The sequence below is a fragment of the Acidiphilium sp. MT5 genome (assembly GCF_054767495.1).
This window is the reverse complement of the sequence record NZ_BAABMR010000011.1, coordinates 1-15,864: the sequence shown is the minus strand read 5'-3', so window position 1 is coordinate 15,864 and position 15,864 is coordinate 1. Positions and strand designations below refer to the sequence as shown.

15 protein-coding genes and 1 riboswitch are annotated in these 15,864 nt (G+C 62.9%); of the genes, 5 read left to right on the top strand and 10 right to left on the bottom strand.

Going from position 1 to position 15,864, the window contains the following annotated elements; genetic code table 11:
• Nucleotides 1–7 precede the first annotated feature (7 nt).
• From ACYUCQ_RS12310 to ACYUCQ_RS12270, 9 genes are all read right to left on the bottom strand, one after another.
• Nucleotides 8–466: an ASCH domain-containing protein gene (locus ACYUCQ_RS12310; RefSeq protein WP_460254836.1), complete on the bottom strand. Its 459-nt coding sequence runs from the start codon at nt 464–466 to the stop codon at nt 8–10.
• The gene (locus ACYUCQ_RS12305; protein ID WP_460254835.1) at nt 463–1,107 is read right to left on the bottom strand and encodes a LysE family translocator; all 645 of its coding nucleotides are present in this window, start codon (nt 1,105–1,107) and stop codon (nt 463–465) included. The genes ACYUCQ_RS12310 and ACYUCQ_RS12305 overlap by 4 nt, the downstream gene beginning before the upstream one ends.
• Nucleotides 1,107–2,639 carry a methionine--tRNA ligase gene (gene metG / locus ACYUCQ_RS12300; protein ID WP_460254834.1) on the bottom strand — a complete coding sequence of 511 codons (1,533 nt, stop codon included), beginning with the start codon at nt 2,637–2,639 and terminating at the stop codon, nt 1,107–1,109. Before metG ends, ACYUCQ_RS12305 begins: the two co-directional genes overlap by 1 nt.
• Nucleotides 2,636–3,610: a DNA polymerase III subunit delta' gene (locus tag ACYUCQ_RS12295; RefSeq protein WP_460254833.1), complete on the bottom strand. Its 975-nt coding sequence runs from the start codon at nt 3,608–3,610 to the stop codon at nt 2,636–2,638. The genes metG and ACYUCQ_RS12295 overlap by 4 nt, the downstream gene beginning before the upstream one ends.
• The gene (tmk, locus tag ACYUCQ_RS12290; RefSeq protein ID WP_460254832.1) at nt 3,604–4,224 is read right to left on the bottom strand and encodes a dTMP kinase; all 621 of its coding nucleotides are present in this window, start codon (nt 4,222–4,224) and stop codon (nt 3,604–3,606) included. Before tmk ends, ACYUCQ_RS12295 begins: the two co-directional genes overlap by 7 nt.
• Nucleotides 4,225–4,238: 14 nt before the next feature.
• On the bottom strand, nt 4,239–5,132 hold the full coding sequence (locus ACYUCQ_RS12285) for a septal ring lytic transglycosylase RlpA family protein (RefSeq protein WP_460254831.1): 894 nt from the start codon (nt 5,130–5,132) through the stop codon (nt 4,239–4,241).
• 2 nt (nt 5,133–5,134) lie between these two features.
• Nucleotides 5,135–6,118, bottom strand: coding sequence for a lytic murein transglycosylase (locus ACYUCQ_RS12280; protein WP_460254830.1), 984 nt, complete (start codon nt 6,116–6,118; stop codon nt 5,135–5,137).
• Between the two features lie 101 nt (nt 6,119–6,219).
• Nucleotides 6,220–6,909, bottom strand: coding sequence for a DsbA family oxidoreductase (locus tag ACYUCQ_RS12275; RefSeq protein ID WP_460254829.1), 690 nt, complete (start codon nt 6,907–6,909; stop codon nt 6,220–6,222).
• 40 nt (nt 6,910–6,949) lie between these two features.
• Nucleotides 6,950–8,833 (bottom strand): putative bifunctional diguanylate cyclase/phosphodiesterase, encoded by a 1,884-nt coding sequence (locus ACYUCQ_RS12270; protein ID WP_460254828.1) that lies wholly within the window; start codon nt 8,831–8,833, stop codon nt 6,950–6,952.
• Between the two features lie 176 nt (nt 8,834–9,009).
• A riboswitch (TPP riboswitch) is annotated at nt 9,010–9,117 on the top strand.
• Between the two features lie 53 nt (nt 9,118–9,170).
• Between ACYUCQ_RS12270 and thiC the strand changes: the two genes are divergently transcribed.
• From thiC to ACYUCQ_RS12245, 5 genes are read left to right on the top strand one after another with little or no spacing between them, the layout of a single operon-like run.
• Nucleotides 9,171–10,991, top strand: coding sequence for a phosphomethylpyrimidine synthase ThiC (gene thiC, locus ACYUCQ_RS12265; RefSeq protein WP_460254827.1), 1,821 nt, complete (start codon nt 9,171–9,173; stop codon nt 10,989–10,991).
• Nucleotides 10,992–10,995: 4 nt separating this feature from the next.
• Complete coding sequence (gene thiO, locus ACYUCQ_RS12260) at nt 10,996–12,138, top strand: glycine oxidase ThiO (RefSeq protein WP_460254826.1); 1,143 nt, start codon at nt 10,996–10,998, stop codon at nt 12,136–12,138.
• Nucleotides 12,135–12,338 carry a sulfur carrier protein ThiS gene (thiS, locus tag ACYUCQ_RS12255; protein WP_460254825.1) on the top strand — a complete coding sequence of 68 codons (204 nt, stop codon included), beginning with the start codon at nt 12,135–12,137 and terminating at the stop codon, nt 12,336–12,338. The genes thiO and thiS overlap by 4 nt, the downstream gene beginning before the upstream one ends.
• Nucleotide 12,339: 1 nt before the next feature.
• Nucleotides 12,340–13,128, top strand: a complete 789-nt coding sequence (thiG, locus tag ACYUCQ_RS12250) for a thiazole synthase (RefSeq protein WP_460254824.1) — start codon at nt 12,340–12,342, stop codon at nt 13,126–13,128.
• Nucleotides 13,129–13,132: 4 nt separating this feature from the next.
• Complete coding sequence (locus ACYUCQ_RS12245; RefSeq protein ID WP_460254823.1) at nt 13,133–13,600, top strand: protein tyrosine phosphatase family protein; 468 nt, start codon at nt 13,133–13,135, stop codon at nt 13,598–13,600.
• Between the two features lie 12 nt (nt 13,601–13,612).
• Here ACYUCQ_RS12245 and dnaA read toward each other — a convergent pair whose 3' ends face one another.
• Entirely contained in the window at nt 13,613–15,091 is a 1,479-nt protein-coding gene (gene dnaA / locus ACYUCQ_RS12240; protein WP_460254822.1) for a chromosomal replication initiator protein DnaA, read from the bottom strand.
• Nucleotides 15,092–15,864: the final 773 nt, after the last annotated feature.

Here is a 15,864-nt window from a genome sequence, read left to right as displayed (position 1 = left end):
GGTAATATTATCGCCCATGATCTGAAACCAACTCAAAACGCACAAACACCACCAAGCTCTGATCGGAAAACGCATATCCTTGCGCCTTTGCCTCCGCCTGAAAAAATCGCCGATGTTCGGCCCGCCAATAATCCAGCGAACCATCCCCCTCGCCCTCATCCGCCGCGAACGCCGCATCCACCGTGTTGAACATCCCCACCCGCATTTCGGTGGTGCGAATCACCCCAAGCGGCGTGCCCGATCCATCGGTGAAAATTTCCAAATCACCCGGCTGCGGCAATGGCACCTGCTCGGCCTCATACTCGGCCAATAGCCCCGCCGTCGCCCGCTTGCGCCCGGCCAATACCAGCGCCGCCAACGCATCCTGCTGCGCCCCTGGATCACCAAACGCCGTCACCGGCGGCATGGGTCCGCGCATGGAGGTGCGGGCGCAAAAATCTGCCCAAAATTGTGCAACGTCACTCATACCGCGCGCGCCCCGCGCAATGACTGCGCAAAATCATAAAGCAGCTTGGCGCCGAAACCGAACAATACCGTGCCGGTAACCCGGTCCATCGCCCGGATCACCGCCGGGCGGCGCAAAGCCGCCGCAAACCGGGCCGCCGCAATGGTGAGCAAAACAAACCACAGGATCGTCTCGATCATATGGATCGCGGTGAGCAGCAGCAAAAACGGCGTCGGCGCCACGCCGACGGGCAGAAATTGCGGCAACAATGTCGCGTAAAACACGCCAATTTTCGGATTGAGCAAATTGCTCAAAAACCCGCGCCGCAACCAAGCCCTCCTTGGTCCATGTTGTTCGGTGATCTCGATCCGCTGACGCGGACGGCGGATAAACTGCACTCCAAGCGCAAATAAATAAGCGGCCCCCACGAGCCGAATGATCGCCCCGGCAACAACCGAGAGTGACAGCAACAACCCAATCCCCAGCGCCGCCGCAATCCCCCAAACCGCCATCCCGGCAATAATGCCAAGCCCCGCCTGCATCGCTGCCCGGCGATGGCCCGTCAGCGCCGCGCGCAGCACCAAGGTTGTATCCAAACCCGGCGTTATCGTCAGTATCAGCGCCGCGACACTAAACGCCGCAAGCGCCGTGGTGACGTCCATCACACCGTCTCAACAAAGCGCGGGAACAATCCCAAGGGCGGTGGTAACGGCGCATTATCGATCAATCCTTGACCCAAAGCGGCAAAATCACGCGCTGTGGCGGCAACACCCAATTGGTCGAGCAATTTTGCCATCGTATCGGGCATGAATGGTTGCAGCAAAATCCCAATCACTCGCAAACACTCGATCAATTCCCGCAACACGCCCGCCATGCGCACCGGATCGGTTTTGCGCAAGCTCCATGGCGCTTGATGATCGATATAGGCATTGCACGCGCGGACCAATTTCCAAATTTCTTCAAGTGCCTCCTGCAACGCCATCCGATCCATCGCCGCCGCTACCCGATCGGGCAACCCCGCCGCCAAATCACGCAGCGCCCAATCCGCCGGCTGCGCCTCGGCACGCATCGGCACCGCCGCCCCGGCATTCTTCGCAATGAACGACAGCGTGCGTTGGGCAAGATTACCCAAATCATTCGCCAATTCGACATTGAGCCGATTGATCAGCGCCCGGCGCGAAAAATCGCCGTCATTGCCAAACGGCATCTCGCGCAACAGAAAAAACCGTAACGGATCAAGCCCGAATTCATCGATCAAAGGCTGCACCGCCAGCGCGTTGCCGAGCGACTTGCTCATTTTTTCACCCTCGACCGTCCACCAGCCATGGCCGAACACCTGGCGCGGCAATGGCAAACCCGCCGCCATCAGCATCGCCGGCCAATAAATCGCGTGAAACCGGGTGATTTCCTTGCCCACCAAATGCACATCCGCCGGCCAGAACGCCATGCGCGGCGCCTGCGCATCAGGATAGCCCAGGGCGGTTAAATAATTCGTTAATGCATCGATCCAAACATACATCACATGCGCCGGATCGCCCGGCACCTTCACCCCCCAGGTAAAGCTGGTGCGGCTCACTGACAAATCACGCAGCCCACCGCGAACAAAGCTCATGACTTCATTGCGGCTGGAGGCGGGCTGAATAAAGCTAGGCTGGTCCTGATATAATGCCAATAGCCGATCCGCGAACGCGCTCAGGCGGAAAAAATACGAGGGCTCGCGCATCCATTCCACCGGCGCACCGGTGGGCGCGCGCTTGATACCATCCGCGCCAACACTCAGCTCATCCTCGCCATAAAACGCTTCATCGCGGGTCGCATACCAGCCCTCATAATGGCCGAGATAAATCATCCCAGCCGCCTCCAATTTTTGCCACAGCGCGGTACACGCCGCCTGATGCCGCTTCTCAGTCGTGCGGATGAAATCATCATGCGAAATATTCATCGAACGCACCATCGCGCGAAACCGGGCGGAAATGGCGTCGGAAAAGGCTTGCGGCTCGAGGCCCGCATCCCGCGCCGCCGCCTCAACCTTTTGCCCGTGCTCGTCCGTGCCGGTAAGAAACCAAACATCGCGCCCCTGCAAACGGCGAAACCGCGCCATCACATCGGCAGCCACCGCCGTGTAGGCGTGGCCGATATGCGGATCGCCGTTGACGTAGAAAATCGGTGTAGTGATGTAATAACGCTGTGTCATGATGCCTGAAGCTGGTGCAAAACCGTTAAAATCGCGGCACGCGGATCAAGCGTCAGCCCATCGACCATCGCCTCCGTGCGCGCCAGTTCCTGCCAGAGAGCCGCCCGCCCGGCAAGCGAGGGCGGCAGCGGCGCTACATCGCGTGCGCGCGGGCGCAGCTCAGCAGCCAAGGCGCCGCGCAGTAAATCCATGAAAATCGCAAACCCGTCCTCGGCTTTGGCCACCGCATCGGCAATCGCCGCCGCCCGCGTGGGCGCCACCGGCCCCGCCAGCGCCTCGGTCACATGCTCGGCCAGCGCCCCGCCATTCGCCCCGGCCAAGAGCAGCGCCCGCCCGATCGAGCCTTCCGCAATCGCCACCAACCGCGCGCGCTCGCGCGGCGCCAGCTCGGGCATCTGCTTCGCCACCCAATCATCCACCACCGCATCCGGCAGGCGCGACAAATCCAAACGACGACACCGGCTGCGCACGGTAATGGGTAGCCGCCCCGGCGCATTGCACACCAACAGCCAAATGGAGCGCGGCGGCGGGTCTTCCAACAGCTTCAGCATGGCATTGGCGGCGTTCCGATTAAGCGTTTCCGCCTCATCCACCAGCACCACCCGCCAACCGCCCTCCCCCGCCGTCAGATGCAGAAAATCCCCCACCTCACGGATGGTATCGATCACGATTTCCCCTTGCAGGCGCTTGGTTTTATCATTCACCCGCCGTTCCAGCACCTTCAAATCGGCATGCGCGCGCGCGGCCACCCGCCGAAATACCGTGTTGCTCGGCGCGACACTTAAATCATCGCTCTGCCCGCCCGCCAGCAACCAGCGCGCAAACCGATACGCCAAAGTCGCCTTGCCAATCCCCGGTGGCCCGCATAGCAGCCAGCCATGATGCAGCCGCCCGCTGCGCGCCGCCGCCACCAGTGTCGCAACCGCAGCATCATGGCCAAACAGATCAGGATTTTGCGCGGGCGTCAGCATGTCAAACCAAGCCGGTCCGCCAAAGCACGCTCGATCAAGCCGGCCACATGCTCGGGCGCACCGCTGGCGTCAATCAACACGCAGCGCTGCGGCTCAGCCGCCGCAATCGCGCGAAACCCCGCCGCCACCCGGGCGGCAAATGCCGCATCGAACCGCTCATACCGATCATCGATCGAGCGCGCCGCGCGCCGCGCCAGCGTGATCGCCGGGGGCGCATCCAAAATCAGAGTCAAATCCGGCTCCATCGCAATCTCGCAGCGTAGCGCCGCAATCAAGCCCCGATCCACCCCCAGCCCATAACCCTGATAAGCGAGCGTGCTGTCAAAAAACCGATCGCACAACACAATGCCGCCCGCCTGCACCTGCGCGCGCAGCACGCGCACATGCTCCGCCCGCGCGGCATAAACCAGCAGCGTGTCGGTGAGTGGTGCAAAATCATGGCCCCCATGCAACATCAACTGCCGAATCGCCTCGGCCCCCGGCGTTCCGCCCGGCTCACGGGTTACCAACACCGCATCGCCCCGCAGAGCGCGCAGCCGTGCGGCAAGACGCACAAGCTGGGTTGATTTACCAACCCCCTCGCCGCCCTCCATGGTGATGAACAGCCCCGCCATGCGGATCAACGCGCCTAGCGCACGGTAATTTCAGGATCGGCCACACCCTGCGCCAAGGCCATGCGCAACGCCGCATCCGCCGCCGCGACCGAGCCGTACGGACCAAGCTTGATCGCAAACAAAGTCCGCCCCCCCACCCGTTGTGGCACAATCAACCCTGGCATCGCCCCAAGCCGCGCCCTGATCCCCGCCGCACCAGCCACGCTGCCAAAGCCCGGAATTTCAACATAAAGCGGTCCCGGATCAGGCGGCCCTTGCCGCACAATACCCGACAGGCCGGTCGCGACCTGCGGTAAATTGCGGGCATTCGTTGCCGCCACTGCGCCCTGCACCGGCCCGGCCTGACCGGCAGCACCCGGCGGCGGCGCTAGGCTGCTCGCCTGCACGGCGGCCACCGGCACCGCGTGTGACGGCGCAGCCGCACTCGGCACCAAATCCGCCCGCAGCGCCGCGGAGCGCACCGCCAACAGCCGCACCCGCACTTCAACCGCCCCCTGATCGGGAAATCCAAGCAACGCCGCCACTTTGCGCGTCACCGCCAGCACCCGCCCCGGCTGGGCTGGCCCTCGATCATTCACCCGCACCGTCAGGCTGCGCCCATTGGCCAAATTGGTCACCCGCACCAAAGAGGGCAGTTTCAACACCGGGCTTTGCGCCGCCAACGCGCTCTGATGAAATGCCTCACCATCCAGCGTCGCCGCGCCATGACCGGGCGGGATCACCACCGCTAGCCCGGTGCGCCGATAATGGCTAAAATCGCGCGGATAATGCCACATCCCATCCGCCTGATACGGTGCTCCGAGCACGGCATGAACCGGCCCCGGCGGCGGCCCGCCGCGCCGATGCGCTAATAACCCACAACCCGCCAGGGCCAGCGGCAGCAAGAGTGCCCAATAGCGGCGCATCATGCTCACGCGATAATCGCGTGGCCGAGCGTGCCGATGGCCAACGCGTATAAATCCGACGGGTTATAGCGACGGATCGCCTCGAAATTCGCATAAACCAAGAACGCCTCGCCCGTCGGCCCATCCGGCAACAGCACCGATGCCTCGGTGGTCATCGCCACACGCGGCGCGCCCGGAAACCGCCGAACCCCCATCGCCACCCAGCGCGAGACCGGCAAACGATGCGCCCGCCCCGCGAGTGCCTGATTAAATCCTGGCGGGATCAAAACCGGCTCGCTGGAGGGCAAACCCGGAATCCACCCCGCTTTATGCAAATAATTGCCGATCGAGGCGAGCGTATCGGGCACATTGGTCCAGATATTCGGCCGGCCGGTGCCGGCAAAATCCACCGCCGTGGTCAAATAGACACTCGGCATGAATTGCGGCTGCCCCATCGCGCCGGCCCACGAGCCGAGCAAGCCGTTCAAAGGCCGCTGACCCCGCGCCGCAATCCGCATCGCGGCAATCGCCTCATGCGCGAAATAGGCGCTGTTGCGATACCAAGCCAATGTCACCAGCGAGTTAATCACCTGGAAATCGCCCTGCACCGCGCCAAAATCGGTCTCGCCGCCCCAAATCCCCATGATCGGCACCGCCGAGACGCCAAACCGCGCCCGCACTGAAGCCAAAACCGAACGCTCCGCCGCCGCCTTCGCCCGCCCCGTGGCAATCCGCGTCGCAGTCACGGTGCGCGCCCGATATTGCGCCCAGGTCAAGGTGAATTCGGGTTGATGCTGATCGAAATGGATCACTTTCGGATCGGGCGATAGGCCACCCAACGCCGCCGCCGTAATCCCCGCCGGAATTCCCTGCGCGCGTGCCTGCGCCCCCAACCCCGCGACGTATGATGCGAAACTCTCCGCCGCCTGCGCCTCACCCAAACCAGCGCGCGTCATCGCAGCGGCGGCAACGGTCAACGGAACAGCAGCGAGCACAGAACGACGATTCATGATGGATTCCTGTCACGTAAAATGATCATTGGCCCTGCGCCCTGGTAGCCCCGATTACCCGAGCGCCCCAGCCCCAGTATTAGCACTGGCACCAGACCTGATCACGAGGCCCAATGATCGGCCATCATCCCAGCCGCCGCAAGATCGCACAGTCGCTCCAACACTTCAGGCTCCTGCGCGCCCGCAATCGCGTTGCTCTGCTCGATCACAAAAAACGGCACACCGTTAATGCCCAAGCGATGAGCCTGCAGATTATCCGCATGCACATCCTCGGTCACCGCATCATGCGCGAGGAAATTGCTGGTCAACTCACCATCCAGCCCAATTGACGCCGCCAACTCGACCAAAATATCGCGCCGACCAATATCCAACCCTTCGCGAAAATACCCCTGAAAAATTGCCAGAACCAGCCGCTCGGTCGTCACGCCCCCGGCAACCGAGGTTGCAAACCGCAGCAACCGATGCGCATCGACACTGCTGGGCGTGCGGGCAATTCGGGCAAAATCAAACACCAACCCATCAGCCGCGCCAATTTCGCTAATCGCCGCATAAAGCCGACGCGCACGATCCTCACCGCCAAATTTCCGCAACGCATAGTCGGCGCGACTCATCCCGATCCGCGGCATATCCGGGTTCAGCAAAAATGGCCGCCACACAGGCTGGATCGCCAAATCCGGTCGCCTCGCGCGCAATTGGCTCAATCGATGCACGCCAAGATAGCACCAGGGGCAGACGAAATCGAAAATGACTTCGATCACCAGCTTGGTCTGACGGGGCGACACCATATTCATCGCCAACACTCTACCGCGAATCGCGGCGGCGCGAAACTACTCAATTTGAGGCATTTTCGCGCGTGGTCACCCTGGGTCCTCGTCTCTCGCGCCCACCGTCGCCACGCCCATCGTCACCACATCCATCGTCGCCACGTCCATCGTTGCGAGACCGCGCGCCCAGATCAGCGCGCATCGCCAAATCATCGGTTCCGGCGATGGTCGCGGCAAAATTTTCAATCGGCAACGGGCGGCTGAGCAAATAGCCCTGCATCTGTTCGCACCCGCAGCGGCGCAAAATCTCAGCCTGCGCCTCGGTTTCCACCCCTTCCACCACCACCGGCAGCCGCAATCCCCGGCCCAAACCCAAAATCGCGTTGATAATCGCGAGCGGCCCCGCCGGTTCGCCATTCGGCGGCTCGGCCAAATCCTGCACGAAACTCCGATCCACCTTGAGCTTATCGAACGGAAAGGTCCGCAGCGTCGCCAGCGAGGAATAGCCAGTGCCAAAATCATCCATCGCGATTCGAACCCCCAGCGCCTTGATCCGCCGCAACGCCGCCAAAGTCCGGTCAGTCTCGCGGATCAACAGCGATTCGGTGATCTCGATCTCCAAGCGCTCCGGCTCCAACCCGGTCTCCTGCAACACCGCCGCAATCACATCCGGCAAGCGCCCTTGCTGGAATTGCACGACGGACACATTGACCGCGATTTTCAGCTTATTCGGCCAGCCCGCCGCCTCGCGGCAGGCCGTGCGCAGCACCCAACTGCCAATCGACCCCATCAACCCGATCGACTCGGCAATCGGGATGAAATGCGCCGGCGGCACCGCGCCATGCTCGGCATGGGTCCAGCGCAGCAACGCCTCGAAGCCACTGACCACATGCCGATGCGCGCACACCACCGGCTGATAGACCAGCGACAACTCGCCCCGATGCAAGGCAAGCCGCAAATCATGCTCCAACCGTTGCCGCCGCTGATCATCCCGCTCCATGGATGCGGCATAGAGCGCAAAATTATTCCGCCCCTCGCGCTTGACCCAATTCAACGCCCGGTCCGCCCGCGCGAGCAACCCCGCCGCATCCGGCGCATCGCGCGGATACAGCCCAATACCAATCGAGGCAGACAGCGCAATTTCAGGCAGGCCCGGCGGCACCAAAGGCTCCATCACCGTCTCCAGCAAACGCCCCGCCAGCTTGGTGGCCTGCGCCGCCGTGGCGCCGGGCATGATCACCACAAATTCATCGCCCCCCACCCGCGCCAAAATATCGGTCCGGCGACCCGCGCGCTGCAACCGCCCAGCAACCGCGCGCAGCACCGCATCGCCCGCCGCATGGCCATAGAGGTCATTGACCATTTTGAAATTATCGAGATCGATCCGCAGCGCCGCGACCGACCCGCCGCCATGCGTCATCGCCGCCACCAACGCCTCCAGCCGCTCGGCCAACTGCACCCGATTGGCCAGCCCGGTCAGCGGATCATGCCGCGCCAAAAATTGCAGCCGCTCATCATCAATTTTCCGCGCCGTCACGTCCTGGCAAAGCCCGCTTATGCCCTTGATCCGGCCATCACGACCGCGCAGCGCCGAGACATCATGCCACCACCAGCGCCGCGTTCCATCCGGCGCCACCGCCTTGGTTTCAAACTGCGCATCGGCACCACTGGCCAAAACCCGGCCAATGGCCGCGAGCAAATCTTCCGGCGCATCTGGCACCAGCAACGCCGATAAGTGCGCAATTGTGGTGCCAAACCGCGCCGCCTCACCACCAATCAACTGTTTTAATTCAGCCGACCATTGCACCACCAACCGCTCCGGGTCCGCCGCATCACCCAGCGCACGCCATTCCCCCACGCGCACCCGGCGCTGCAACGCCCGCACCGACATTGCCCCCTCAGCCCACCCGCCCGGTTCCGCCCGACCTATGCGCTCGGCTGCATCCGACATTCCCGCCTCCACCCCCGCGCCGACCGCCTGCCCTGCACACGCGTCACGCTCATCATCCCGATCACCCTTTTGCCAATCCGTGCTGCTGATATGACCGACAAAAATGAATCATTGATGAACGCGCGGCGGCTATTTTGGCGTCACGCTTGACAGAACCGGCCAACGCGATCAGTTTTTATCGATCCGAGGGGTGCGGAGCGAAAATCCGCTGAGAGTCGCAGGGGCGACAACCCTTTGAACCTGATCCGGGTCACGCCGGCGGAGGGACGGACATCGCGCACCGAAACTCCCGCTGTTCGCCCGGAACCAACACTGAGGATCGAACCAGGAGCGCGTCATGACTGTGCAAACCAAACCCGCCATCGTCACCACCGGCCCGGTAACCGGTTCTCGGAAAATCTATTCCGCTCCGCCGGGCCGCCCGGATATGGCCGTGCCGTTCCGCGTGGTCGACCTCGCGGCAACGTCGAAGGAAGCGCCGTTCCCGCTCTATGACACATCCGGGCCATTCACCGATCATAATTTCCAGCTCGATCTCGATGCCGGCCTGCCGCAAATCCGCGCCCCTTGGATTGCCAGCCGTGGCTTTGCCGCCATCGATCCGCGCGCGGTCAAGCCCGAAGATAACGGCTTTGCCCCCGCTGACCGGCTGGTGCCGCCCTGCCCGGCCCGGCGCACCATTTACAGCGGCAATCCGGGCCAGTTGATCACTCAATATGAGTTCGCCCGTGCCGGCATCATCACCGATGAAATGATCTATGTCGCGCACCGCGAAAATATCGGCCGCGCCGAAGCCGCCGCCGGGGTCGCCGAACGCCGTGCCGATGGTGAGGATTTTGGTGCCGCGATTCCCAACTTCGTCACCCCAGAATTCGTCCGCGCCGAAATCGCCGCCGGGCGCGCCATCATCCCCGCCAATATCAACCACCCCGAGCTGGAGCCGGTGATTATTGGCCGCAATTTCCTGGTCAAAATCAACGCCAATATCGGCAATTCAGCGGTCACGTCCGGCGCCGCCGAAGAGGTCGAAAAGCTGGTCTGGTCGATCCGCTGGGGCGCTGATACCGTGATGGACCTCTCCACCGGGCGCAATATCCACAATATCCGCAGTTGGATCATGCGCAATTCGCCGGTGCCCATCGGCACCGTGCCGATTTACCAAGCGCTGGAAAAAGTCGGCGGCGACCCGGACAAGCTCGACTGGGCGGTGTTTCGCGACACGCTGATCGAGCAGGCCGAGCAAGGCGTGGATTATTTCACCATCCATGCCGGCGTGCGCCTCGCTTATATCCCGCTCACCGCCAAGCGCGTCACCGGCATCGTCTCGCGCGGCGGCTCGATCATGGCGCGCTGGTGCCTCGCGCATCACCAAGAGAGCTTCCTCTACACGCATTTCGACGAAATCTGCGACATTATGCGCAAATATGACGTCTCCTTCTCGCTCGGCGATGGCTTGCGCCCCGGCTCCATCGCCGATGCCAACGACGCCGCGCAATTCGCCGAACTCGATACGCTCGGCGAATTAACGCGCCGCGCCTGGGCCAAAGGCTGCCAGGTGATGATCGAAGGGCCCGGCCATGTCGCGATGCATAAAATCAAAGAAAACATGGAGCGCCAGCTCAAAGTCTGCCACGAAGCGCCGTTCTACACGCTCGGGCCGCTGACCACCGACATCGCCCCCGGCTATGATCACATCACCTCAGCGATTGGCGCGGCGATGATCGGCTGGTTCGGCACTGCGATGCTCTGCTACGTGACCCCGAAAGAGCATCTCGGCCTGCCCAACCGCGATGACGTCAAGGTCGGCGTGATTACCTATCGCCTCGCCGCCCATGCCGCCGATTTGGCCAAAGGCCATCCCGCGGCGCGCCTGCGCGATGACGCGGTCAGCCGGGCGCGTTTTGATTTCCGCTGGCAGGATCAGTTCAATCTCGGCCTCGACCCCGATACCGCCCGCGCCTATCACGATGAAACCCTGCCCAAAGACGCCCATAAAGTCGCGCATTTCTGCTCGATGTGCGGGCCGAAATTCTGCTCGATGAAAATCACCCAGGATATCCGCGCCGATGCCGAGCGGCTCGCCGGAATGGAGCAAAAAAGTGCGGAGTTCCGTGAGGCGGGCAGCAAAATCTATCTCGAGGCCCCCGCAGCAGAGTAACCCGATGCAAATCGCGATCATCGGCGCCGGCGTCATCGGCCTCGCCCTCGGCTGGCGTCTCGCGCAAGGCGGGGCGACCGTCACGATTTTCGAGCGTGACCAGCCCGGTCAAGGGGCCAGCTTCGCCGCCGCCGGCATGCTCGCCGCCGCCTGCGAAGCCGAACCGGGCGAGGCCGCCTTGGGCGCCCTGAGCCGCGCCTCGCTCGCGCTCTGGCCAGATTTCGCCGCCGAGCTGGAAGCCGCCGCCGGGCAATCGGTCGGGCTGCGGCGCGAAGGCACCTTACTGGTCGCGCTCAACCGCGATGATGCCGAAAAATTGCGTCACGATATGGCCTTCCAGCAAAGCCAAGGCATCGCGCTCGAATGGCTCACCCCGGCGGAAACTCGGCGGCGTGAGCCCCATCTCGGCCCCAACCTCGCCGGCGCGGTCGCCTCGCCGCAGGATATCCAGGTCGATAACCGGCGTCTCACCCAAGCGCTCGCCATCGCCTTCACCCGCGCGGGCGGCGTATTGCACGCAAAAACACCGATCACCGGCATCGCCACCGCCCAGGGCCGCGCCACCGGCGTGATCAGTGCGGGTGCCACCCATCCCGCCGATCTGGTGGTGCTCGCGGCGGGGGCTTGGTCCGCGTCGCTCGATCTGCCAATCCCCCGCCCGCCCATCCGCCCGGTGAAGGGCCAGATGCTGGCCGTGCAGATGGACCCCGCCGACCCGCTGCTGCGCCACGTGGTCTGGGCGCCACGCGCCTATCTGGTGCCGCGCGCCGATGGCCGATTAATCATCGGTGCCACCGTCGAAGAGCGCGGCTTTGATGATCGCATCACGGCCGGCGGCTTGTTTTCGCTGCTCGATGGCGCATGGCGGGCACTCCCCGGCATCGAAGACCTGCCGATCCTGGAAAGCTGGGTCGGGTTTCGCCCCGGCTCGCGGGATGACGCGCCCTTGCTCGGCCCGAGTGAGCTGCCCGGCCTCAGCCTCGCAACGGGTCATCATCGCAACGGGATTCTGCTCACCCCGATCACCGCAGACGCCATGGCCCATAGTATTCTCTCTGGCACGCCCGATCCCCGCATCGCGCCGTTTCACCCGGCCCGCTTCCCCCCAGCACAACACCCCTCCCCCTTGGAGCGCAAAATCGCATGAGCGAGGATATCCGCGTCAATGGCAGCCTAGAGCCGATCGCCGCCACCATCGCCGCCCTGCTCGCCGCCAAAGGCATCGCCGAAACCCGTGGCCTCGCCGTGGCGCTGAACGACCAGGTGGTGCCTGCCAGCGCCTGGGCGAGCACCAAGCTGGTGCCCGGCGATGCGATCGAAATCGTCCGGGCCGTCGGCGGCGGCTGACATGACCCAAGCCGCAACACCCCCCGATCCGTTCCGCATCGCCGGGCAAACCCTGCCCTCGCGCCTGTTCATGGGCACCGCCGCCTACCCGAACCAGGCGACCATGCTCGCCGCCCTTGAGGCCGGTGAGCCGTCTTTGGTGACCATGGCGATCCGGCGGATCAGCCTCGATGCCTATGGCGGCTCCCTGCTCGATGCGCTCGGTGGCCGCTATCAGCTCCTGCCCAACACCGCCGGCTGTGCCAGCGTGCGCGACGCGGTGCTCACCGCCAATCTCGCCCGCGAAGCCCTCGGCACCGACTGGATCAAGCTCGAAATCATCGGCGATCGCGAAACCCTCTACCCCGACGCCGAACTGCTGCTCGAAGCCACTGCCATCCTGGTCAAAGACGGCTTCGTGGTGCTGCCCTATTGCACCGATGACCCGATCCTCTGCCGCAAACTCGCCGATCTCGGCGCCAGCGCGGTGATGCCGCTCGGCTCACCGATTGGCTCAGGCCTCGGCATCGCCAACCCCTATAATATCGAGCGGATTTGCGCCCACAGCACCGTGCCGGTGGTGCTCGATGCTGGCATCGGCACCGCCTCAGACGCCGCCTTGGCGATGGAACTCGGCTGCGATGCCGTGTTGCTCAACACCGCCATTGCCCGCGCGCATGACCCGGTGCGCATGGCCAGCGCGATGCGTGATGCGGTGCAAGCCGGGCGCAACGCAAGACTCGCCGGGCGGATCCCCAAACGCCTGCGCGCCGAAGCCTCCAGCCCCGAGCTTGGCCTGATCGGCGCGTAAACCAGTGACCAGTGCCTTACCATTGTCCGACCCAACCTCCATCGATGGTTGGCACCGGCTCGATCATCGCCTGACCAGCTCCGGCCAACCCACCGAAGCCGAATTGGAGCTCATCGCAGAGCTTGGCGTGCGCCACATCATCAATCTCGGCCTGCCCAGCCACCCGCGCGCCCTGCCGGACGAGGCGGCCAGCGTTGCCGCCCTGGGACTGGCCTACACCGCCATCCCGGTCGAGTTTTCACAGCCCACCGAGGCCGATTTCACAAAATTCTGTGCGCTGATGACCGCGTGCGCGGGTGCGACAATCCATATCCACTGCATCGCGAATTACCGGGTGTCTGCCTTCATCTATCGCTATCGGCGCGAAATTCTGCGCTGGCCGGAGACCAAAGCCCGCCCCGACCTGCTTCGCCTCTGGCAGCCCAACGACGTGTGGGCCACCTTCATCGGATTCGACCTGACCCCATATTGATCGAACGGCGGCTCACACCATCAGGCTGCGGCGCAGCAATTCCACATCCTCGGCAACATTTGCGTCTTTTTCGCACAAGGCGGTGACCTGCTTGACCGCGTGCATCACCGTGGTGTGATCGCGATTGCCGAATTTCCGGCCAATTTCCGGCAATGAGCGGGTGGTCAATTGCTTGGCCAAAAACATCGCAATCTGGCGGGGCCGCACAATCGTGCGCGCCCGCCGTGCGGAGGCCATTTCGGCCACCCGAATATTGAAATGATCCGCAACCTGCTTTTGAATTTCCTCAATCGTCACCTTGCGGTCATAGGCGCGCAGCACATCGTGCAACACCTCATGCGCGGTCTCGATGGTCACCGGCCGATTGAATAAATGCGCATGCGCCACCAGCCGGTTCAACGCCCCTTCCAATTCGCGCACATTGGAGGTGATTTTCTGCGCCAAAAACTCCTGCACCTTCACCGGCACATCCGCCCCGGCCCGCGCCGCCTTGGCCTCCAGGATCGCCATGCGCAACTCATACGTGGTCGCATGCACATCCGCGACCATGCCACAGCCCAGCCGGGTGCGCAGCCGATCCTCGATCCCCGACAAATCCGACGGCGATTTATCCGCCGACACCACAATCTGCTTGCCGGCATCGACCAGCGCATTGAATGTATGGAAAAACTCTTCCTGGGTGCCGTCCTTGCCGATCAAAAACTGCAAATCATCGATCATCAACACATCGACGCTGCGCAGCTCGTTTTTAAATTCCAGCGTCGATTGCTTGCGCAGCGCACTGATAAAGCGATGCATAAATTTCTCGGCGGACATATAAGCCACCGTCACATCGCGCTCCGCCCGATGCGATAATTCCCAAGCAATCGCATGCATCAAATGGGTCTTGCCCAGCCCGACGCCGCCATACAAAAATAACGGATTAAACCCCGCCGGCGCCTGCCCATCAGCCACCCGCCGCGCGCAGGCATACGCGAACTCATTGGGCTTGCCGACCACGAAAGTCTCGAAGGTAAAGCGCGGGTCCAACGCGGCGAGCACCGCGCCCCGATCCTCGGCCTTGGCCGAGGTCGGGGCCGGGCGCAAACGCGGCTCGCTCGGCACCGTCTCAACCGCACCCGCCAGAGCCGATCCGCCGGCCGCCTCGCTGACCCTCGCCTCGGGTGCGCGCTGCGCGGCACGGGTGCGAATATCCACCCGCCGCACCACCGGATTGGTCGCCTGCCACAGGCTGGTGAGCAGAGCGCCATATTCTTTATTGACGAAATCACGCAAAAACCGCGTCGGCAACATCACGGTGATCTCATCACCATCCAACCCGTGCAGCACCGCCTGGCGCAACCAGGTGCGATACTCAACCTCGCCAATCTCCTCCTGCAAGCGCGCACGCACCTGCGCCCATTGCCGCGCCAAACCGGCCTCATCATGACCCTGAGGCGCCGCAAATTGTTCGATATCACGTTCTTGCGCCTGAATTTCGGTCAATCCCATCGCCGCCCCACCATCCAAAAAACAATAGACCTTGCCGCACCACGCGCAACGAAGTCGCGCAGTGTTTCCGCTCCGTCCGATCTGACCGCCCGTGTTACCGGCGCCGCCCGACCTTTAATGATTTACGCACCGCAAACAAACGTTCTCTCGCCTCACCCAACACTCTTTTTATCGCTCGCAATCCACATCACGCACCGTCTGCACCGCTCGCAATCTGCACCGCTCGCAATCTGCACCGCTCGCAATCTGCACCGCTCGCAATCTGCACCGCTCGCAATTTGCACCGCTCGCCCTAGTTCAATGCGCCGTCACACGTTCAATGCGCCGTTACACCGTATCCGTCCGGCTTTGACGATCAAGTCCGCCGCACGCCCGACGCGTTCGTCGCCAAATTCATCACATCGCGAGGTTCATCACCCCGACATCCCCAAGTTAAGCCGAATCGAGCCGCCTGCGCAAGCGTGTTCATCTTGAAAAAAATCGAGTGTTGGCAACGAAATTTGACAAAAACTGGCGCTCTGCCAGTCACTTGCGGAGACTTACTCAGACGCAAATTTTTTATGACAACTGACATTGAACTGTCATCACACTGCAATATCAACAACCTCGTCATGAGGCGTTGTTAGCAGCCAAAATGATGCTGCAGCGCCAAAACAACCGCAACAGCACAAGCGCCTCTCAGGCGCGCAATGAAGCCCCCAAAGACCCGTCATGTGTGGACGGCCCGGTGAGGTCAAGAGCTGACGTTGCAAGATTTAGCGGCGGTTCGATTG